At 37.2% G+C, this 21987-nt stretch carries 17 protein-coding genes; 3 read left to right on the forward strand and 14 right to left on the reverse strand.

What is annotated here, in order from left to right; translation table 11 throughout:
* Nucleotides 1–198: 198 nt before the first annotated feature.
* The 11 genes from B494_RS0115245 to B494_RS0115295 form a co-directional block, all read right to left on the reverse strand.
* Nucleotides 199–807, reverse strand: a complete 609-nt coding sequence (locus B494_RS0115245; protein WP_017473248.1) for an acetate uptake transporter — start codon at nucleotides 805–807, stop codon at nucleotides 199–201.
* A 483-nt stretch (nucleotides 808–1290) separates the two neighbouring features.
* Nucleotides 1291–2166 carry an Rpn family recombination-promoting nuclease/putative transposase gene (locus B494_RS0115250; RefSeq protein WP_017473249.1) on the reverse strand — a complete coding sequence of 292 codons (876 nt, stop codon included), beginning with the start codon at nucleotides 2164–2166 and terminating at the stop codon, nucleotides 1291–1293.
* Between the two features lie 183 nt (nucleotides 2167–2349).
* Nucleotides 2350–3543 (reverse strand): class I SAM-dependent rRNA methyltransferase, encoded by a 1194-nt coding sequence (locus B494_RS0115255; RefSeq protein WP_017473250.1) that lies wholly within the window; start codon nucleotides 3541–3543, stop codon nucleotides 2350–2352.
* 53 nt (nucleotides 3544–3596) lie between these two features.
* On the reverse strand, nucleotides 3597–4520 hold the full coding sequence (locus B494_RS0115260) for an AEC family transporter (protein ID WP_017473251.1): 924 nt from the start codon (nucleotides 4518–4520) through the stop codon (nucleotides 3597–3599).
* Between the two features lie 188 nt (nucleotides 4521–4708).
* The gene (locus B494_RS0115265; protein ID WP_017473252.1) at nucleotides 4709–5791 is read right to left on the reverse strand and encodes a sugar ABC transporter substrate-binding protein; all 1083 of its coding nucleotides are present in this window, start codon (nucleotides 5789–5791) and stop codon (nucleotides 4709–4711) included.
* A gap of 24 nt (nucleotides 5792–5815) precedes the next feature.
* Nucleotides 5816–7366, reverse strand: coding sequence for a response regulator (locus B494_RS0115270; protein ID WP_017473253.1), 1551 nt, complete (start codon nucleotides 7364–7366; stop codon nucleotides 5816–5818).
* The gene (locus tag B494_RS0115275) at nucleotides 7363–8802 is read right to left on the reverse strand and encodes a sensor histidine kinase (protein ID WP_017473254.1); all 1440 of its coding nucleotides are present in this window, start codon (nucleotides 8800–8802) and stop codon (nucleotides 7363–7365) included. Before B494_RS0115275 ends, B494_RS0115270 begins: the two co-directional genes overlap by 4 nt.
* A complete protein-coding gene (locus B494_RS0115280) occupies nucleotides 8799–9776 on the reverse strand; it encodes a sugar ABC transporter substrate-binding protein (RefSeq protein WP_017473255.1) in 978 nt (325 codons plus the stop codon). Before B494_RS0115280 ends, B494_RS0115275 begins: the two co-directional genes overlap by 4 nt.
* 498 nt (nucleotides 9777–10274) lie before the next feature.
* The gene (locus B494_RS0115285; RefSeq protein ID WP_017473256.1) at nucleotides 10275–11447 is read right to left on the reverse strand and encodes a sugar ABC transporter permease; all 1173 of its coding nucleotides are present in this window, start codon (nucleotides 11445–11447) and stop codon (nucleotides 10275–10277) included.
* An 11-nt stretch (nucleotides 11448–11458) separates the two neighbouring features.
* Nucleotides 11459–12979, reverse strand: coding sequence for a sugar ABC transporter ATP-binding protein (locus B494_RS0115290; protein WP_017473257.1), 1521 nt, complete (start codon nucleotides 12977–12979; stop codon nucleotides 11459–11461).
* 84 nt (nucleotides 12980–13063) lie between these two features.
* A complete protein-coding gene (locus B494_RS0115295) occupies nucleotides 13064–14239 on the reverse strand; it encodes a sugar ABC transporter substrate-binding protein (RefSeq protein ID WP_017473258.1) in 1176 nt (391 codons plus the stop codon).
* Nucleotides 14240–14861: 622 nt separating this feature from the next.
* Between B494_RS0115295 and B494_RS0115305 the strand changes: the two genes are divergently transcribed.
* The 3 genes from B494_RS0115305 to B494_RS0115315 all read left to right on the forward strand — a co-directional run bounded on the left by B494_RS0115305 (nucleotide 14862) and on the right by B494_RS0115315 (nucleotide 18352).
* Nucleotides 14862–15191 (forward strand): DUF3784 domain-containing protein, encoded by a 330-nt coding sequence (locus tag B494_RS0115305; RefSeq protein ID WP_017473260.1) that lies wholly within the window; start codon nucleotides 14862–14864, stop codon nucleotides 15189–15191.
* A 254-nt stretch (nucleotides 15192–15445) separates the two neighbouring features.
* The gene (locus B494_RS0115310; protein ID WP_017473261.1) at nucleotides 15446–16228 is read left to right on the forward strand and encodes a MerR family transcriptional regulator; all 783 of its coding nucleotides are present in this window, start codon (nucleotides 15446–15448) and stop codon (nucleotides 16226–16228) included.
* Between the two features lie 207 nt (nucleotides 16229–16435).
* Nucleotides 16436–18352 (forward strand): FAD-dependent oxidoreductase, encoded by a 1917-nt coding sequence (locus tag B494_RS0115315; RefSeq protein WP_017473262.1) that lies wholly within the window; start codon nucleotides 16436–16438, stop codon nucleotides 18350–18352.
* Between the two features lie 83 nt (nucleotides 18353–18435).
* Here the strand turns inward: B494_RS0115315 and B494_RS0115320 are convergent, their stop codons facing one another.
* The 3 genes from B494_RS0115320 to B494_RS0115330 all read right to left on the reverse strand — a co-directional run bounded on the left by B494_RS0115320 (nucleotide 18436) and on the right by B494_RS0115330 (nucleotide 21854).
* On the reverse strand, nucleotides 18436–19467 hold the full coding sequence (locus tag B494_RS0115320) for a LacI family DNA-binding transcriptional regulator (RefSeq protein WP_017473263.1): 1032 nt from the start codon (nucleotides 19465–19467) through the stop codon (nucleotides 18436–18438).
* A 246-nt stretch (nucleotides 19468–19713) separates the two neighbouring features.
* Nucleotides 19714–20553 (reverse strand): sugar ABC transporter permease, encoded by an 840-nt coding sequence (locus B494_RS0115325; protein WP_017473264.1) that lies wholly within the window; start codon nucleotides 20551–20553, stop codon nucleotides 19714–19716.
* The gene (locus B494_RS0115330) at nucleotides 20553–21854 is read right to left on the reverse strand and encodes a carbohydrate ABC transporter permease (protein ID WP_017473265.1); all 1302 of its coding nucleotides are present in this window, start codon (nucleotides 21852–21854) and stop codon (nucleotides 20553–20555) included. The genes B494_RS0115325 and B494_RS0115330 overlap by 1 nt, the downstream gene beginning before the upstream one ends.
* Nucleotides 21855–21987: the final 133 nt, after the last annotated feature.

Genomic DNA, 21987 nt, shown 5'->3' on the forward strand with positions numbered 1-21987 from the left:
AAATCATGAAGAATTACACTTGTTTTTTTAGTTGAGTGAATCAGGACACTTCTCTCTATTCTGAGAAAGGTATTTTACGGACAGTTATATATGGAAAGGGAGAGCAACATAACAATCGCTCTCCCTCATGTGAATGAGTTCTTATTCTTTCTTTTAGGTTGTAACAAAAAAAGCATCTTCTTAATCGACAAATATTCGCTATTTAAACACACCGAATGGTTTGCCAATTGGTAATACTGATTTTCCAAAATGTGTATTCAACACAATTGCTGCACTTCCATAAAATGATAATAATGCGATCATTAATTCTGAAACAGCAGCAAGCATATGTGTAAAATCATACATTATGCCAAATGCACTTAAAGCTAACCCAATAAATAATAGATCAATAAAAACAAAAATAAAAAACAAAACTTTATGTGTTTCCATCGCTCCCACTGTCATAAACACACTGAAAATTAAATAGCCGATAAACGCGACACCTAACTGTTTCGCATCAGCTGTTAACGCCAACGTTTCACCAAAGGCCCCCATCTCGATTAACCAGGTCATCCCGACACCAAACCAGAACAAACCGAAAGCGCCAAAGGCTGTTGTGCCAAAGATATTATTATGCTTAGCATCTTGTGCGGCTGCAAACAATTGGGCCAACCCCCCTAAAAAGAAAGCCCATGGTAAAACATTCGCGACACCTTCTGTTAATCCTAATTTTTCTGATGAGGCTACTAATGTAACCATCGCTAACCCAAACAATCCTAATGCTGATGGATCAGCTGTTGTAATCTTTATCTCTGTTTGATTGTGCATCCCTTAATTATCCCCCATTTTATTAACTTGTCCTCGTCCAAGACTTTATTTGTTTATATGCTGGACTTTAATCATTTTGCTGGCTTACTCCACCACTACTTCATGCAAATCTTTAATTAGACTCACATGTTAGCAATACGTGCATTTGGGACTTAAACATTTTCACTTTCACACTTTTCGCAAACTGGTCTTTGACGATGGCTTAACCATCATATCTATCACCAGTATAAAACGAACCTTAATCAATAGGCGTTCTCGTTTCCCCTCCCACTGATTTATGTTGAGCGAATCAGGATATTCACGTCCGTTAGCTCCCACCTAAATAGCTGATCTCTACCTCTCTATTTTGAGATGGGCGTTATTCGTGATAAAAAAGCACACCAGAATAATTTATCGGAAAGCTTAAGTGGTGTCAATGTCTATTCGTACTCGAACCGAATCCTAGCAACAGCACATGTTCAAACAGGCCCACTGATTAACCGCTTACCTAATTATTTTTGAATATTGCTTTAAAGCAAGGTCGTCAAGAGCTTGTTCAGTTAAGTCGGTAACATCAATAATACGTTGATATTGGAAACCTGCTTTTATCATCTTTAAGGCTAACCGCTCTTTCTCTATTCTTTGCCCGCTCTCAATACCTTGCTTTAATATGGCTTGGTCTTGCTTAACTTTCTTTACATACCAACAACGATGATCCCCGCTTAACGGCTCTAGCATGAATGATTCAACTGTATCCGTGGCATATTTAAATAATCGATCTTCTTTGATTAATTGCGACCAGAATGATGGCTTCTGTCTTTTGCTAAGATACTTGAAAAGAAACAACCATTTTTCAATCTGTTTCTTCGGATATGAATTTAAGAGCTTAGGTAGCTCAAAATAGTGGATGTTAAGACTTGGTTTGTACTGAGCAGACTCATGTTGGTTAGTGACTTGATAGAGGTTGTGATAAGCCATTGATTCTTGGAGCAAATTAAAATTTAAAATATTAATAACAAAGCTTTGTCTAATGAACGGATCACTTTTCTCTAACGATAATGCGTTAAGATAGGGCGGTTCCCACTCATATAATGATTGTTTATCATAAAAATCTTGGTGACGCACTTGTATCTTCAGATCAAGATGTTTTTTCTGTACCGTACGCGCTTTAACGACTAAGCAAAATTGGTAATCCTTTAACACATCATTTTGTTGCTCTTGTTGGGTATAGACGATCTCCTCCACACCATCTGACCATCCTTCTTCTAATACCGCATTAATAAATGCAATCAATAACTGATGTTGCATGGGGCGCTCTTGACAAAACAATTGTTCAAAAATCACATGGATTGGTACATCCCTTTCCAATAAATGACTCATACCTCTAACCTCCTTCTGTTGTGAACATACCATAGACATTCGTATTTGTAAAAATGTTCCTTTTAAGTATTTGAAGCTATTATTAGTGAGAAAGCTGCTTTTTCTTAACAGCTATTCAAAAAAAGACTTCGATTTCGAAGTCTTTTAAATAATTATATTTAACCATGTCTTTAAACCTATTTATCAATGATTAGCCACTTTCTTAATAAAAACAACTTTCAAATAGTTACCCTCTTCAAATTGCGGGTGATATCGAAAATCTTCAGGCAATTGAAAAGTTTCAACAAATTGATACTGTTCACCAACTTCACGAAACGCTTTTGTGATCATTTGTTTAAATTTCTCGATATTAAATCCACTAAAATTTGTCGATGCAACGATAACACCTTGATCTTTAGTCATCGCAATCGCATCTGTAAGCAAACTGACGTAGTCCTTTGCGACACTAAAAGTTCTCTTCTTAGAACGGGCAAAGCTTGGTGGATCAAGTATCACTAAATCAAATGTGAGCTGTTTTTTAACAGCATAGTTAAAATAATTAAAGACATCCATTGTGCGAATCTCATGTTTAGTATAATCCAAGTCATTCACTTGAAACTGTTCAATTGTTTTCGGTAAACTCCGATTAGCTAGATCTACACTAACTGTTTTCTCAGCGCCACCCATTGTGGCATAAACAGAAAAAGCACCCGTATAAGAAAAGGTATTTAATACGGTTTTCCCTGCTGCATACTGGTCAAGTATCCTTTGCCTCACTTCCCGTTGATCAAGAAAAAGCCCCGTCATGGGCCCATCATTTAAATCAACAGCGAAATGAATGCCATTTTCTTTAATAATAATTGGGAAATTAGCCCGCTCTCCCGTTACAAAATCATCATCATCAATATACTTTCCACCTGTATCAAAACGTTTTTTCTCATAAATCGCTTTGCATACGGTCAGTTGCTGTATGGCGTTTACAATAATTTCCTTGAATTGATAGATACCATCACTGTAGAATGTCATTAAAAAATAGTCAGCATAATAGTCAATCGTTAAACCACCAATTCCATCACCTTCCCCATTAAACACACGAAAAGCTGTGGTCACTTGACTTGCAAAAAAGTTAGATCGCCTTGCTAAAGCAGCACTTATTTTCTGGATGAAAAACGACTGATTAATTTTTTCGTCTTTATCATTGGTTAATAGCCAGCCATACCCTTTGTTTTGGCGTCCATAATAACCTCGACCAATAAATTGATCGTGTTGATCAACAAGATCAATGATCGTTCCTTCTTCTTGTAATTGATCAATATCAACAATAGCCTCTTTAAATAGATGGGGATAGCCATTACGAAATTTATTGACGAATTTGTTGTTTATTTTTACTTGTGTCATTGTTTACCATCCTATCTTTTTCTTTATTCTAGGTAATACCGTAAAATATACGTTCAAAATAAAATCCGTGCTAGATAAACTACAAATGTGACCGTTACCGCACTAGCCAAGGTAGAAAATAAAACAATCTGGGCAGCAAAGTCAGAATGATCACTATATTCTTGTGCAATAATCGCACTATTAACCGACGTAGGCATTGCTGAAGCAATAAAAAGAGCTTGAGCAGTAATTCCATCTAGCTGTACAACATATATAATGACTAACGCAAGCAATGGACCGATAATCAGCCGAATCATTAAACTAAAGTAAATCTTGGACATACCTGAGCTAAATTTGATCATCGCCACTTGTGCGCCCAATGTCATCAGTGCTGTTGCAATCATCGCATCAGCAATATAATTAGCCGGGATCAGTATCAATTCGGGTAACTCCACCTGCCATATATTTAAACATATCCCAGCTAATAAACCATAGAGAACTGGCATACGAAAATAACCAAGCATCGCCCGTAGCGCCCCTTTTTTAGCCGCTCTTAATGAAAATACCCCATATGAAAATAGAAAAATATTTTGAAAAGTTAGCGCCACAACTTGAATAGACATCGCATATGGATCGCCTTGAAAGACGAGGTCATTAACAGGGACACCATAATTGCCTGAATTAAAAAACATTGCACTATTGGTGAAAATCGTTTGTTTGTCTTTATTCATTTTTAACCATCTACCAAATAAACGAGCAACGATAAATAGAAGACTCACAAAAACAATAAAAAATAATACGACACCGCCGAACACTTCACCAGACCATTCTGCATGATATAAAGCATTAAAAATAAAGCCTGGCGCCAGAAAGTATATATTGATTTTAGCTAATGTTGGCAAATCTAGTTTGAACTTAATTTGTAACACATAACCAATGAGCATCATCACAAAGATTGGCCCAATAATTTCGCTTAGAATAAGTAATAATTCCGCCACACTACTCCCCCTACACTTGAATTTTAATCGCCTTTTCACGATTTTTCTCTTCGTTAAGTTATTAAAAATCAGGAAAGCTAATCAAACATTAAACCATAGAAAAAGCACTATGTCTGATGCTGTCAAACATAGCACTTACTACTTTAGTATAGCGGATTTACAGGGAGATGTCATGGTTACTTGTACACTTACTCTTGTAAAATATCTTCTAACCGATGAAATCCATCTGCGACAATCGTTTCCTCAATATTGTTTTGATCCACGGCAATCGGTGTCAAGAAAATGGTTGGCACCTCTTTTTTGCCATTGTTAATGGTTGTCTCTGTTTTAATCTCTTCTCCGCTAGCCATGCTAACGGCTAGTTTTGCTGCTTGTTCTGTCAAAGCATTAATGGGTTTATAGACCGTCATTTCCTGTTCACCGTTAATAATTCTTTGTATCCCTGCTAATTCAGCATCTTGGCCAGCTACCGGTATTTTCCCATTAAGTCCATGCTGTTTTAATGCTTCAATCACCCCGCCCGCGGTCGCATCATTAGCAGCAATGACTGCATCAATATCATTAGCGTTTGCTTCCAGAGCAGCTAACATATTTTCTTTCGCATGAGCAGGCATCCACGCCTCTGTCCATTGGTCATATACGACCGTAATATCACCAGCTTCAATTAGCGGCTGAAGTACACTAAAAACACCTTCTTTTAATAAATGTGCATTATTATCAGTTGAAGCACCGCCTATGTAAACATATTTACCTTTAGGCACCTGCTTAGTAATGGCCTGAGCCTGTAAGACACCAACCGCTTGATTGTCAAATGAAATATAAAGATCAATATTAGCATTTTTGACAAGACGATCATATGAAATCACCGGTATCTCAGCCATTTGCGCCTTCCCGACAATTGTTGCTGCAGCTTCAGCATTGTGTGGCACCAACACTAATAAATCAACACCTTGACTAATTAATGTTTCAGCCTGCGCAATTTGCAAAGCATCATTGCCATTCGCTGCCTTAACTTCAATTTGAGCACCTAACGCTTCCACTGCTTGTTTAAACATATCTCGATCTTTTTCCCATCGTTCTTCGACTAGTGTATCCATAGACAAGCCAATTTTTATTGTTTTGTTTGTCATCGGCTCATCTGTGTCATCCGAAGCATCCACTTGTGAAGAAGTTAACGGGAATTCTTGATGAGACCCTTGACCTTGACAGCCAACGATGCCTAAACTAAAAATGACAACAAAAAACCAGATTCGATAAGTTTTAACTCGCATGATCTCCGTTCCTCCAATATGTGTTTACTGAGAAACATTTTCTTTCAACCATAATTTATCTCGATATGTTTTTGGTGATACATTTGTCATCTTTTTAAATACTTTACTAAAATAATTAGGATCATGGTATCCAATTTCAAAGCTAATCGCTTTAATGCTTTTTTCTGGATCGGCAAGTAACGCCTTTGCCTTCTCTATCCGACATTCTGTCAGAAATTCAATATAATTAACCCCGAGTTTTTCCTTAAACATCTTACTAATATAAATTGGACTTAAACCCACCTGCTCACTTAGCCGTTCAAGTGAAATATCTTCATAAGCATGATCAATAATATACTGTTTGACTTGCTGCATGCGATCGAGGGACAATGCTTGGTAGTGTGTCATATACTGGCTTTTCATTTGCGTTAAAAAATGCTTGGCCTCATCAATAAATGCTTGATACGTCTGACCGTAAAACGTAAGCTGCTCCCACTCAAACTCAAGATGTAAGTCCTCCAGAATCCTTTTCATCATCCAAACCATTTCCAAAATGCGTTGTTGCGCTTTTTGAAGAGGCGCTCCCTCATTCTTATAACATTGAATAAATGTCAGCCATTTTTGAATAACTTGATCCCATTCACCGAAGCGCACCTGATCAAAAAATAGTTGGGTTCGATACTTACGAAGCTGCTGATCACACCCATTATCTCCTGAAGGTATATCTTGATAAAAACGATGGGTACTCGATCCTGTCATATCAACGAGAGCAATTAGCGATTGATGATATGACTTCTTTAAATCACTAAGCGATGGGTAAGGTTGACCGACTCCTACAAGCCACTGATGTTCAGCATGGTGGTCGATTACTTTTAAGCTATCTTGAATAATCGCAATCGCTCGTGCCCGGTAACTTTGTTTCCCCTCGTAGCCAACAATAACAGGAAATTGGCGACCATATAACGGACCTACCCAGATGCTTTGCTTCTGTTTAATTCGCTCAACGATAGGAGCATATTGACGTTCTTGCCCTTCGGGTAGCAAAAATACAATAACAAATACATGCTCAATGGTTTTGATATGAAGGGCATCGACCAACATACTTAAATGGATATCATGAACATGGTCAAATAATAGCTGTGTAACCATATCTCGTTCTGCCGCACGTTTTGCTTTTTGAAAATGTTCTTCTTGTTTTAACTGTTCAGCATGTAAACGCTGTTCATTTTCTATCTGTGCAATCACTTGACCAACTATCTCAATAATCTCATTCACTTTACTAGGCTTTAATAAATAATCTTTCACCCCTAATTTAATCGCTTGTTTGGCATAAGCAAAGGTATCATAAGCGGTTACCATAATACATTCGACTTTTGGCAAATCTTTTTTGATCTCCAGAATCGCTTCTAAGCCACTGATACCTGGCATTTTAATATCCATCAACACTAAATCAGGTCGGTATGTTTTAGCTAAATTAACTGCCACCTTGCCATTCTTCGCTTCTTTAATGTCAATATTGTTAAAGGCTTTCGATAGAATCATCAGCATACTTTTACGCTCTATTTCCTCATCATCAACGACTAGTAGCTTGATCACATCATGCCACCCCTTTTTTGTTTTGGAATCCGCAAGCTTATTTTTGTACCGCGTTCACTATCAACTTGTACCAAATCATCCCGTCCGTAAAAAATTCGCAAACGCTTGACAACATTTGTGAAACCAATGCCTGTCGAATGACCTTCTTCCGGTGACAGAAGGCCTTGCACCAAATGGATAGCCTTCTGTTTGGGCATACCTGGACCATCATCTTCTATCTCTATTTGAATAAATTCATCTTCATCATAGACACGAAAATGAATCGTCCCCCCATTTTCCCTAGGCTCAACCGCATGAATAATCGCATTTTCAATAATAGGTTGTAGCGTAAGCGCTGGAATCGGCACCGATAAAAGCTGCTCATCTATTTCCTCTGTAAATTGAAGCCGATCGGTAAAGCGTGCTTTTTGAATATCAATATACTGTTTTAAAATGGTAACTTCATCCTGCAATGTGACCGAACGATTCAATCGCCTTAAATTATATCGTAATAGGCCGGCAATATTGACTAATAAATCACTGGTTTGTACCGCCCCTTCTAGATATGCCTTTTTTGATATTGTATTCAATGTATTAAAAAGAAAGTGTGGGTTAATTTGGCTTTGCAAACTATGAAATTGGCTTTCTTGTAATAACAATTTATTTTCTTGTAGCTCCTTTTCTAGTTGTGCTTTTAAGTGAATTTCTGAGATAAGTTCATTAATGTTAAGACGCATGCGATTAAAGGTTCTCGCTAAAAAAGCAATTTCGTCATTTGAATTCACTTTAATCTCAACATTAAATTCTCCGCGTGATAAGTGATTAGCCGCTTCTGTTAATTGATTAATTGGTTGCGTTATACTACGCGACAGCGTATAGGTAACAATTATAAGAAAAAATGTTAACAACAATAACAGCCAAATACCTAGTTGATTCAACTCGGCAGATTGTTGGATAATACTTCGATAAAAGTCATCATATGTTTTTAATTCTTTATCCACTAATGCTAAAGTCGTTTCCGAAATATAATCAGCGATCCGTGAGGCATCATTAAATTCACTGCGAGCAGCTTCAGCATCTTGTTGATCATGTAAACGAATCGAGCGCTCAACAGTTTCTGATAAGCTCCCAATTAAATTGATGTAATTGATTAATTCAAATTCATTTTCTTGATGGCCAAGCTGCCAGGCCTCTTTCTTTTTAGTTTCCAGTTGTTCTTGACTGTCATTGATTTTTATTAAATGGTCCACCGAAGATAGTGTTAAGAAATTATTTAAATCGGTCATCATATTTTGACTAACTTCATTAATCTCGTTTAACAGCAAATAGCGTTGAAGAATCGCATTGTACTGCTCCTGTGTTTGCCGATTATAATAGGTGAGTGCACTCCAGATCATAACCATCATTACGATAACGATGGTTGTCAATAGTAAAATTTTCTTTTGAATCGTATTCATGGCGCATCAATGGCTTTCAAAATATCAATATTTGTGAAGTAGCCGTCAAAATCAAGTGGCACGGTCTCTCCATTTAACCATTCTACAATAAGCTGAACACTTAATCGCCCCATCTCTTCTGGTTCTTGTCGAATCACTGCATCCACCTTGTTTTTTTCTAAAAGCTTTGCAACATCGGCATGATCGTCGAACGTATAAATATATAGGGAATCAACTTGCCTCCTCCTACCAATTTCTTGGACCATCCCAGCTACAATATTTGCATTGACAGCAATAAAACTATCGACGTTTGGGTAGTGGTTTAATAAAGCCTGTGTCGTTGCTAATACATCATCCATATGCTCAGTGGTCATTGCTGGAATGACACTAATGCCAGGGTATTGTTCTAGAACCTCTTCAATACCTGCCTTACGCTGCTCTTGAAAATAGGGCTCTGATTGATCATAAAAAAGCACAACCTCACCACTCACACCCATATCTTCAACGAGTTGCCTTGCCAGTAATTGTCCCGCTTGATACTGTGGCGAGCCCACATAAGTTCTTCTTAAGCTTTCTTCCATCGGTACATCATTTGCTATCGTAATAATTGGAATACTATAAAAAGCTGCTTTTATTTTAGTAAGTTCTTTAAATTCATCTGTATCCAGCCCTTGAACAATAATACCATCTACCTTTGCATGAATCGCTAGCTCTAAGTTGCGTAAAAAATCATCTTCATTGTGACTATAATTGCCTAAACGCTCAAGCATCACTCCATCTTGTCTTGCCTGTAAAGAAGCACCCTCAATCACCTCATCCCAAAAGGGTGTATCAATGTCTTGGGTAATTAAAGCAAGTCGATAAGATTGATCGGTTTGGTCTAATGGTAAAGGCTCTTGCCAATCCGATCGAACAACTTTCTCAACTGATGTCACCGTAAAATAAGCTAACAATAAGCATACACCTATAATTAAAGCGGTTACAATTTTACGCATTTACTTAGCTCCTTGCCCTTTTCGTTGATCAATCGTAAATTTATCTTATCACTGTTCTGTAACAGTTAGCAATAACACAAATCTTCCATCAACAATAATTTTCGTTCTTCTCCCACTGATTGTTTAAATCAGCGGTTAACATCTCCCTAAACAGGTACCTGCTATTCGCTAGTTTAAGACGGGTGTTTTACGGACGGTTAGCTGCGATAAAACGTTCCCTTGCATTCAAATCCAAGTTATCTTGGGCAGAGCGTTACACCATTAAACGAACCCTAACTGAGATCAGACCATTGATCAGAAGAGTGAAAGCTATTCAAATTTAATATTACTGGACTTTAGTCCACTTAATAAAGTGCCCCCAGTAGGTTCACTGAGGGACATTCAACAGTAACATGCCTGTTGAAACTTATTTATGCACTCGGAAAGTAGTACAGCAATAGGAAAAGACTGAAGCCAAATGCAAATCTATGTGCATAAAACAAGGAAATGCGGATTTTCCTAGCTTTTTTTGCGTGTTAATACATCAAAGATAACAGCGCCGGCTAGTACTCCACCTCGAATCATATATTGATAAGAAATACCAACACCAAGCAAATTCATCCCATTTGTTAACGAAGCCATGACAATCGCACCAATAATAGCACCTGAAACTTTCCCAACACCACCTGCTGATGAGACACCTCCTACATATGCAGCAGCAATCGCGTCGAGCTCAAATAACATACCGGCTGTGGTTGTTGCTGACTGCAATCGTGCTGTATATAGAATACCTGATAGTGCCGCGAGCATCGACATTGAAGCCATGACAATATACGTGATTTTCTTGACATTGATTCCACTTAAATGAGCGGCTTCTGGATTACTTCCGACAGCGTAAATTTGTCGACCAAGTACGGTTTTATTTGAGATAAAATGATAAATCATTGTTACCAGCAGTACAATCATTACGGTCCAAGAAAAACCGTTGTAACCGGCTAAAATCCAAGTAATATAGCCAATAATGACTGAGACAAAAAAGAGTTTCAGAATAAAAATGCTTAATGAAACGACTTCAAAGTTATATTTTAACTTATCATATCTTGTCTTTACTTCACCATAAATATAAGTAACAATACCGAGTATGCCCACAATTAAAGTAAGCAAGTGGAGATCATTTAATTGAGTAAGTGATGGGATAAATCCATTACCAAGTGCATTAAATGTAGAATTCTGCACAATAATGGTTCCAGTACCTTCTGTAACTTGTAGTAAAGCTCCCCTGAAAATAAGCATACCAGCTAATGAAGCAACAAAGGCCGGAATACCAAGCTGTGCAATAAGAAAACCATTAAATAAACCTATAATAATACCTAATAATAAGATAACAGGGATAACGATATAAACAGGCAAGCCGTGTTGCATTAATAATATAGCTGCGATTGCCCCCAAAAATCCTGCCACATAGCCAACCGATAAGTCAATGTGTCGAATAACAATGACTAGTGTCATTCCAACCGCTAACACAGCAATATAACCAGCAGAATCTAGTAAATTACTTATATTTCTTGATGACATAAACATACCGTTTGTCATCACATTAAAGGTCAGCATGATGACAAATAGGGCAATATACATCCCATAATCACGAATGTTATCTTTTATCAATGTGCCCGCTTCATGTAAAATTTTCATTATATTCCCTCCTATTGCGTTGCCAATTCCATTATTTTCTCTTGATTGGCATCATCTGTTGACACTTCACCTTTAATTTCTCCTTCAGCCATCACGTAGATGCGATCACTCATCCCTAATACTTCACCAAGCTCTGAAGAAATCATAATAATACTTAATCCTTGATCAATTAATGTATTCATAACAGAATAAATTTCAAATTTAGCTCCTACATCGATGCCACGTGTAGGTTCATCCAAAATTAACACATTTGGGGTTACAAATAGCCATTTACCCAGTGACACTTTTTGTTGATTACCTCCACTTAACTTCCCAACCAATTGCTCAATTGAAGAGGCTTTAATATGAAGGGATTGCTTATAGTGTTCAGCAACTTTAATTTCTTCATTGTCATTAATAATGCCCTTATTAGCGACACCATTTAATTTAGCCGCTGAGACATTATGCGTAATATCTTGAATAAGAAAAAGACCATTTCCTTTACGATCTTCTGTCACATATGCCAGGCCTTCTTTAATAGCATCACTGGTATGCTTTAACTTTTTCGGCTGACCATTTATAACAAGATCACCACTCAATTTATAGTTTTTCGGGTTGCCAAAAATACTTAAGGCCAGTTCTGTTCGACCAGAGCCCATTAATCCTGCCAATCCGATTATTTCCCCTTTTCTCAAATGAAAATCTGCTTTTTTTACTACATAACGTCCCAATTGAGCATCGTAAGCAGACCAATTATGCACTTCTAGTACGTTGTCACCCATTTGTTTATCAGGTCGCTTTGGATATATATCATTAATTTCTCGACCTACCATATGTTTTATGATCGTACGTTCTTCAACTTCACCTTTTTTCGCATCTAATGTGCAAATGGTTTGTCCATCACGTAAAACGGTTGCTTTATCTGCAATCGCAACTACCTCTTTAAGCTTATGTGAGATCATAATACACGTAATGCCTTCGCTCTTTAATGCTTTGATCAGTTCTAATAAATTTTCACTATCATCTTCATTTAGAGCAGCTGTTGGCTCATCAAGTATAAGCAACTTAACATGTTTACTTAAAGCTTTAGCAATCTCAACTAACTGTTGCCTTCCCACACCTAAATCTTTAATTAAAACTTCTGGGTTTACTTTTAACTTCACTTTATCTAGCATTTGCTTGGCTTTAACAATCGTTTGATTCCAATTAATCACTCCACCATGTTTAACTTCATTACCGATATAAATATTTTCATAAACAGATAGATCAGGGAATAAAGCAAGTTCTTGATAGATGATAGAAATACCTACATCAACGCTATCACTAATTTTATTAAATTGTTGAATCTTCCCTTGATAGACAATATCGCCTTCATATTCACCATGGGGATATACGCCACTAAGTACTTTCATCAATGTTGATTTCCCTGCACCATTTTCACCGATTAGGCAATGAATTTCCCCTTTTTCAACCTTGAAATTAACACGACTTAATGCTTTGACACCTGGAAATGTTTTCGTGATGTCATGCATCTCCAAAATATAATCCGCCATCATCATCCCACCTTTTTCGCATCCATTTAAAGTACGAAATAGTGATAGCATGCTATCACTATTTCGAATTAATTTAAAATGCGTTTACTCTAGTCCGGTAAACTCACTTGCTTCATAATAACCTGAATCAATTAATTCAGATTGAACGTTGTCTTGATCTACAACAATAACTTCTGATTGCATGGCTTCAACATCTTTTGCACCATTATCGTATGCTCCAGTTGTTTCTGGTGTCTCACCGTCCAAAACGTTAATGGCCATACCCATTGCATCCTCGACCAAACGACGTACATCTTTAAACACGGTCATTGATTGTTTACCGTCGATAATATACTGAATAGAAGCCATTTCTGCATCCTGACCAGTCACAACATACGCAGTTATATCACTATCAGCTGCAAATGTATCAGCAATCGAACGAGCCGTACCATCATTTGGTGCTAGAATGGCGACGTCTCCTTTAAGGTCATCACCAGCTGACGTTAAATGGGTTTGGGCTTTATTAATCGCTTCATTCGGATCCCAATTTGTGGTCACTTGCCCTAAAATGCTTCCCATTTCATCCCGTGACAATTCAGACTGATCCGCTAACGCCTCGGCCTCACTTGAATTTGCAATGACAAAAGTACCATCAGCGATTTTCGGTTGTAACACTGACCAAGCCCCTTCAAAGAATAAGAAAGCATTGTTATCAGACGATGCACCAGCATATAAATAAAGCGGCACCTCTGTTCCTTCCGCATGGTCAACTAAATACTGTCCTTGAGCAGCCCCTACAGCAAAGCTATCAAACGTAACATAATAATCTACTGCATCGGTATTCGTAATCAAACGATCGTAAGAAATAACCGTTACACCCTCAGCAGCTGCTGCTTGTGCTGCTGCACCTGCCGCATCACCATCATGTGGACTAATAATTAAGACATCGATCCCTCTACTAATTAGTGTTTCTACATTTTGTAATTCGTTAGCTGATGAACCTTGACTAAATAAAATTTCTGTAGTGTAATCAGAATCAGCTAAAGCATCTTGAAATCGCTGTTCATCTTGTACCCAACGAGGCTCATCACGTGTTGGCAACACAATCCCAACATTAATTGCATCACTTGATGTATCGTCGCCATTCGTTTCAACATCTTCTGCCCCATCTGGATCTGATGCATCTGCCTCACCAGAAGCACCATCTGTACAACCCACTAACAAAAATGCAAACAATACTGCGACTAGTAAAAACCATAATGCTTTCCCCTTTTTAAACATGTGTTTACCCCTCTCAATAACTTTGTTTTACTTGCTCTTTAAGTATATTAGGGATTTAGCCTCATTGTAAGCGCATTCAATAGCTGTTTTTTAGTTTGTTCTGTAATTTTTTAAGGTGATCATCTGTTTAATTATAATTAGTACAATGAGCACATTTTTTTGATTAAACTATAAAAAGCGAAAACATTAACGATTACATTATTCTTATCATCTCAATTTTCATAGGTCTATTTAAAAGCCAAGTATAATTAACGAAAGTAAAAGTGTGAATCAATTCTAAAACCCTTTGTGCATTTAGACACAAAGGGTTTTAGAGGATAGATGATTTAACCATAGATAGAATTATTTGAAAAAAGTTATATTTAATTTTTCTTTAACAATTACAGTAAGAATTATCATTGATAACAATATTATTTGAAGGCTAGAATCACTAATCCAATTTAATATATATCTCATGCCAAAAAAAATAAAAAGCAATACTAATAACAATATTATAAATATAGCATTCTTCATGAACATACCGCCCCTTCCATAATATTTCCAAAACCTTTTTTTATGATTATACCATATAATGAAAGAAGTGGTATACTGTGTTAAATCCATTTTTTGAAAGGTTGTGAACATGATTGATACCTTTATTTTATTAACGCTAGCAGGATTGTTTTTCATTAGCCTTGGTAGTGTGATTTATTATTACAAAGCAGGTGATATGATAAATTTTTTTAACCCTAAAAAACATGACAAAGCAAAAGTGAGTCGAATTGCCGGACGTAACCTTTTGCTTATGGGTCTGACTAACCTTTTATTTGCGATTATCAGTTTACTAGTTAATCAACAAAGATTAAATTTTTTGTTAACTGTGCTGTTTCTCTTGGTATTAATAGGCATCATTGTGACAGTGTATCAAATATTTGTTTGCGCAAGACTTGATTCAGATTACAAGAATGATTGATTCCTCCATTACCCATCTCACGATCCGTACTAGATAAAGCTTCACTCTTTCTACTCTCTATTTCCAAGGGGCGTTTTACAGACGGTTAACTGTGATAAAAGCCAGCTATCGACTTCCATTATTACCTTGAATATGATTCAATAATGAATATGCGATCGCTTTCAGTTCTTGGTTTGCGTTTGATAAGTTAGAAGGCATATTTTTTATTTGTTTACATGCATATAACAGCTACTTACAAGAAAGGAGGGAGAGACATGGCGTATAGCATTGGAGAGATTGCTGAGTTGTTTGGATTGAGTAAAGAAGCGATTAGGCATTATGAAAGGCTACATATTATAAAGTCTAATAGAAATCCTCATAATAATTATCGTTTTTACGATGAAGAAGCAGTTAACACACTGAGAGTCGTAAGATCCTATCGCTCGCTTAACTTCTCTCTGGATGAAATTATTGGCTTGATTAACTCGCAAGAAAAAGAGGCGATGTTGAACGAATTGAATAGCAAAGAAGAAATACTTAAGACAGAAATAGAACAGTTAAAGCAACAAGTTGACATCATTCACCAACAAAAGCACATGTTACAGCAATTAGATCATCAACTTGGAAAGTATCAAATTAAAACAAAGCCATCAACTTTATGGTTGTCATATAACCATGAAGACAAAAAAGATATTTTATACAAAAATACAGCGTACAGCTGGTCAAAACAAATGCCAAGCGCAAGAATATCCGCTCGTTATGTGTTAAACAAAGGTGAAATTACCAGTATCCCTGGATTTTGCATCTCATCAAAAGATGCCGAAAAGGCCAAATTGGAGCATAACGGATATATTAAGGAGTTCCCGTCTTGTAGAGCCGTTCATACTGTAATGACTAGTAACCTAGCTTTTGACCAATACATTGATGAAACCTGGATTAATAAGGTTCTTCAGCATGAGAAAGAACACGGGTTGCAAACGAGTAATGAAATATTATCGATGGGTATCATAAAAATTGGAGACCAATATTATTTTGAAATTTGGCACCCACTCATTTAAAAAAACATATTGACCATACAATAGCTTGATGGTTTAGGATGAAGTAGAAAAAGGTAGCTACTTTTTATCTCTAAAATGACAAATGACCTCTAATCATTTTACTTATTAATCAGATACGTATCTAAATACTTGTGAATTATATCACATATTTAAAGAGGTAAAGTCATTACAGCAATTCCAACAGACAAACTAGAATGGGGATTTTTTATGAAGAAAAGAAGTTCACTCAAACACGTACTTATCCTACTCCTATGCTTTACCATGTTGGTCATAACAGGGTGTTCAGACAAAGAGACAACTAATGATGAGGCAAAACTTTCATTTGAGCCTGGCACCTATACAGCTGAAATAGATGGAAATAACGGACCTATTACAGTGGAAGTTACTTTTTCTGCCGACAAAATAGAGCAAGTAAACATTGTTGAGCACTTCGAAACTGAAGGGTTAGGCGATGAAGCTATGGAAACCATCGCAAGTTTAATAGTTGATGAGCAATCACTTGATGTCGATACAGTAACCGGAGCAACAGTTGCCAGTGACGCTGTATTACAGGCTGTAGAAGACGCAGTTACTCAAGCCAATGGTAATATATTAGCATTAAAAAATGATCAGTCAGAGAAAGAAACGGAAGCGTTAGAAGCTGATGTAGTCGTTATCGGCGCGGGTACTTCTGGCACTTCAGCAGCTATTTCTGCAGCAGATCAAGGTGCAAAAGTCATTTTAATTGAAAAAACAGGCGTCATTGGTGGCGCAAGTAACTATTCTTGGGCAGGAAAATTCTATAATTCTTCTATTTCACTAGAGAATGACTTAGAAATTGACGTTGAAGCAGAAATTTCTGATTGGATAGAAAATAATCATTGGCGAGTAGACGCTTCTGTCATTAGAGAATATGTAACTAAATCTGGTGAAACCTATGATTGGTTAAAGGAAAAAGGCTATGAAACAAGCTTCCTTAATTATAGTGATGAACCCCTTCATGTCTTACCTCCATATGAAGAACGTGAAGGCTTGTTAAGAACCATGTTGGCTAACTCCGTTGAAAAGAATGAGGGTCAGATTATAACTGAAACAACAGCTAAAGAACTAATTACAGATAAAGATGGAAATGTTGTTGGTGTGATAGCTGAAAAAAAAGACGGGACAACACTAGAAATTAATGCCAACAGTGTAGTGATGGCTACAGGAGGATACGCAGGTAATCCTGAAATGGTTAAAGAACACTTTGAATTTGAGGGTCCAAATGGCGGTTTAAGTCAAAACGTTGGCGAAGGGTTACACATGGCCTGGGATGCTGGAGCTAAGGTACCGATTAATTTAGGTGGACAAATGCTCCATCAAACACTAGCAAGAGCAACACATGATTTAAAAACAGATTATGAGTCTTTTCAAGCAAGCTACCCATTAATGCTAACTTATCTACCAAACTTTATGAATGTTGGCCCATCTGGCGCAAGATTTAGAGATGAAGAAGCGACATTAACTGCAGTGGCCGCTGCCAATACAAGTGCTTTCCAAGGTGCTTATCATTATGTTATTTTATCCAAAACACAAATCGATAAATTAACAGCCGATGGAATGAGCGGTGTGCAAGCACCTAAACTGCCAGGTATGCCTCCAGAGTTCTATGCTGATTTTGCTGATCAGTTCACATTGGAAACCCCATGGAATGACGCACAAGAAGTTTTTGATAAGATGGTCGAAAATGGGGATGGATTTAAAGGGGACACCATTGAAGCGTTAGCAAAAAATGCTGGAATGGATGTTAAACTATTTACCGATACATTTACGCTTTATGAAGAAGCAACCCAAACAGGACTAGACACTGAATTTGGTAAATCTGAAGATTATTTACTTTCATATGATGAAGGCCCTTACTATGCGATTACTGCAGAAGTCAATAATTTAGGTTCTGTAGGCGGCTTAGTAATCAACAAAAATTTTCAAGTACTAGACGACAACCGCATTCCTATCAAAGGTTTGTATGCTGTCGGTTTAGAATCTGAAGGTGTCATGTTCAATGATACGTATGTTGGGAATGGTGTTGGTGTTGGCTATGCGTTTACATCTGGACGATTAGGTGGAGAACATGCCGCTACCGATGCGTTAGACTCAAATAATTAACTATAATAATAAAACCCGTACCATTCTTTATTCAGGATGGTGCGGGTGCTTTTTGTATTATACCACCCGAAGTCATCGTTATTTCACACACGTTTGTCGAGGCGTTTCGTTGAGCTTCGACAAATAATTTTGTGGGGAACGATAATCCGTTTCGCCGGTTCATCCTGGTCTTTAACTTTCTCAATGACACATTTTGCAGCTTGAACACCAAGGTTAAATATATGAATATCTACAGTGGTAAGGCGTGGTCTAGTCATTTCAGATAGATATAAATTATTAAAACCGGTAATGGAAATGTTCTCTGGACAAGATATCCCTATTTCATCTAGCATGTTAATCACACCAAAGCTCAAGATGTCATCGGCAATCACCATAGCAGTAGGAGGATTTCTTAATGAAAACAATTGTTTCACCGCTTTTCGCTCCCCTGAGTTCAAACATTCTACATGAACGATGTATTCGGGTGATGTTGGTAAAGTCGCAAGTTTTAACGCTTGTTTGTATCCGTGAAGTCGATCACCAGTAACAGCTATGTCAATGGAACTACCAATAAAAGCAATATATTGATGTCCTAAATCAATGAGATGGTTAGTGATATCTTTGCTTGCCGTTATATTATCATTATCAACATAAGTCATTTTGCACTCATCTATAGATGGTTTTCCGACTAAGACAAAAGGAAAATTTGCAGTCATCAGAAAATCGATCACCGGATCAGCTTCACAGGAAGAAAGTAATATGATGCCATCGACCTGATGACCATAAACCATTCGTTTAACTTCTTTGCATGATTGTTGCACATCCCCACCAATAGATAAATAAAGTGAATACCCTGCTTGATGCATTAAAGAACCTACGCCACGTAATAATTCACTGAAAAAAGGATGCTGAAAAATAGTTTCAGTAATTGTAGGCATGACCACACCAATTGCTTGTGTAGCGCGGACAACTAAGCTTCTTGCATTGATATTTGGATGGTAGCCTAACTGTTTCATCGCTTTTTGGACACGCTTTTTAGTGTCTAAACTAATCCTTGAACGATCAGCAATGACATGAGAAACAGTAGACGGAGAAACATTTGCTTTCTTCGCAACATCTTTAATCGTTACAGCCATAAACAAGTCATCCTCTAAATACTTCGTTCATTATGATTTTTTTAAAAAAACGAACCTTCAATCAGTGGGGCTCCCTTCTCCCATTGTTTGAAGTTTGAGTGAATCGGAACATTAACGTCCGTTAGCTCCCGCCTAAATAGCTGAGCTGAGCTCCGCTCTCTATTTTAAGGCGTGTGGTTTACGGACGGTTACCTGTGTAAACAAATAGCCTAGCAACTGATTAGCAGTCACTGAGGTGCTTGCCTTTTAACCTTTCGTTCCACCAGCAGTTAAGCCTGATATTAAATACCTTTGTAAATACAAATAGACAGCCGCTACAGGAATAGCAACTAAGATTGATCCAGCAGCAAATCTTGTAAAGTTATTAGCAAACTGATCGTTAATAAAATTGAATAATCCAACTGCAAGTGTATAATTTTCCTTGCTTGATAGAACAATAGATGGCAACAAAAAATCAAAAAGTGGCATCATAAAATTAAAGAGTGCAACAACCGCTAATATCGGTTTAGCAAGCGGAAGAACGATACTCCAAAAAACTCTAAGATGCCCAGCGCCATCAATGCGTGCAGCCTCATCAAGTTCGCGCGGGATCGTATCAATGTAGCCCTTGACTAACCAAGCATTAAAAGGAATCTGTCCACCAAGATAAACAAATATCAATCCAGTTAGCGTATCTAGCATTCCTATCATATTTAAGAATACATACAATGCAACCATAGCCATCATAACTGGGAACATCTGCAGCAATAGAAAGATATAAAGTGCGTTCTTTTTACCTACAAATTGATATCTAGAAAAAGCATACGCAACTAACGATGTTATAATCACACTGCCAACCGTTACTGACACCGAAACAATTAAAGAATTTTTGTACCATAGCAAATAATCACTATTTATACTAAATAACCATCTATAATGATCCAAAGAAAAATTTTCTGGAATGATAGAAGATGAATATAAGCTCGTACCCTGATTAAAGGACATCCCGATCGTCCAAATAAGCGGATAAAAAATAGCAATAGAAGTAATGGTTATAAACAGATACATAATTGACACTTCTACTATTGAGGTCTTTTTGGGATTCACTATAATTCACCTTCTTCTTTAAAGGATTTGGTTTGTCTAAATTGATAAAAAGCAAAGCATGAGATGATCATCCCCATAATCAGGGAGATGGCCGCAGCCATAGCATAATTATTCGTATCAAAGGTCAACTTATAAACCCATGAAATTAAAATATCGGTTCCCCCTGCATTTTGCCCTCTCACCGGAGGTCCACCTTCATTAAACAAGTAGATTATGTTAAAGTTATTAAAGTTTTGCGCATATTGCATTATGAGTAATGGCGCCGTAGCAAACAAAACATGTGGAAGAGTAATGAATCGGAATTTCTGAAAACGCGATCCACCATCGACATCAGCCGCTTCGTACCAATCTTTAGAAATGCTTTGGAGCACCCCTGTAAATAGAGCAAAAATAAAGGGAAAACCTAACCATGTTTGAATTAAAATAACTGCTGTTCTTGCATAGAGTGGATCACTTAACCAAGGTATCCCATCTCCACCGAACAGCGGAATGATAATATCTCTGTTAATAGCACCGAAATCATCATTAAACATGGCTGAAAAGATTAAAATCGTAACAAACGCAGGGACAGCCCAAGGCAGAATTAAAATTGTGCGAATAAGTTTTTTGAATTTTATTCTCGGGTCATTAACCATTAATGCCAAAGTCATTCCTAAGGCGATCTGTAATGTGGTTGCTACGATTGTCCATACAACCGTCCATGATAAAACACTCACAAACGTATCCTGCCAAATGGGAACAGTAACTAATTCTTTAAAATTTCCAATCCCTATCCAATCTACTAGACTTCTTGGTGGCGAAGTATAAAGACTGTAGTTAGTGAATGCTAACAGCACAGAAAAAAGCAATGGGAAGATGACGACAAAAATCATCAGTAACAACCCTGGAAATGTCATTAAATAAGGAAATGAATGATCATAAAAGCTGATAATTGACGCTTTAAATCCTTTTGGAAGGCAACCCGCTTTAATTTGTCTCGCTTGATTTCTTGCGTCTATTACATTAAAGACATACAGCGTTATCAACATAACACTCCCAATTAGCGACAAAACACCAAAAACGAGTAATCTTATCGAATGATCTTCGCCAGGAATTGTACCTAACGTTCGTAATCCCCAAAGTCCATAGTTAAGCGAATCAATGAGTGTGATTAAAATAACCACTTCTAATAAAATAAAAATGATCCCTTTCAGAAATCTTCGATTGTAAAGCTGACCTAACCCTGCAAATACAATAGACAGTACAGTCGCAATGTTTGGATTATGTCTGTCCGCCCTTTTATTTGTTAATGTATTATCCATTTTGATGACTCCCTGTTTAGTAATTTATCATCCGTCTAACTTCTGAGACCGATGAAACCAACCATCAATCAGTGGGCGTTTTCATTCTTTTCCCACTGATTGGGCATTGAGTGAATCAGGATACTAGCATCCG

The organism is Amphibacillus jilinensis Y1, from assembly GCF_000306965.1.
GTDB lineage: Bacteria > Bacillota > Bacilli > Bacillales > Amphibacillaceae > Amphibacillus_C > Amphibacillus_C jilinensis.

Coding starts and splice junctions, on each gene's coding strand:
- B494_RS0115295 (WP_017473258.1), bottom strand. CDS start 14,239: ATGTTTAAAAAGGGGAAAGCATTATGGTTTTTACTAGTCGCAGTATTG.
- B494_RS0115250 (WP_017473249.1), bottom strand. CDS start 2,166: ATGAGTCATTTATTGGAAAGGGATGTACCAATCCATGTGATTTTTGAA.
- B494_RS0115305 (WP_017473260.1), top strand. CDS start 14,862: ATGATTGATACCTTTATTTTATTAACGCTAGCAGGATTGTTTTTCATT.
- B494_RS0115285 (WP_017473256.1), bottom strand. CDS start 11,447: ATGAAAATTTTACATGAAGCGGGCACATTGATAAAAGATAACATTCGT.
- B494_RS0115310 (WP_017473261.1), top strand. CDS start 15,446: ATGGCGTATAGCATTGGAGAGATTGCTGAGTTGTTTGGATTGAGTAAA.
- B494_RS0115290 (WP_017473257.1), bottom strand. CDS start 12,979: ATGGCGGATTATATTTTGGAGATGCATGACATCACGAAAACATTTCCA.
- B494_RS0115275 (WP_017473254.1), bottom strand. CDS start 8,802: ATGAATACGATTCAAAAGAAAATTTTACTATTGACAACCATCGTTATC.
- B494_RS0115315 (WP_017473262.1), top strand. CDS start 16,436: ATGAAGAAAAGAAGTTCACTCAAACACGTACTTATCCTACTCCTATGC.
- B494_RS0115255 (WP_017473250.1), bottom strand. CDS start 3,543: ATGACACAAGTAAAAATAAACAACAAATTCGTCAATAAATTTCGTAAT.
- B494_RS0115280 (WP_017473255.1), bottom strand. CDS start 9,776: ATGCGTAAAATTGTAACCGCTTTAATTATAGGTGTATGCTTATTGTTA.
- B494_RS0115320 (WP_017473263.1), bottom strand. CDS start 19,467: ATGGCTGTAACGATTAAAGATGTTGCGAAGAAAGCAAATGTTTCTCCG.
- B494_RS0115245 (WP_017473248.1), bottom strand. CDS start 807: ATGCACAATCAAACAGAGATAAAGATTACAACAGCTGATCCATCAGCA.
- B494_RS0115265 (WP_017473252.1), bottom strand. CDS start 5,791: ATGCGAGTTAAAACTTATCGAATCTGGTTTTTTGTTGTCATTTTTAGT.
- B494_RS0115330 (WP_017473265.1), bottom strand. CDS start 21,854: ATGGATAATACATTAACAAATAAAAGGGCGGACAGACATAATCCAAAC.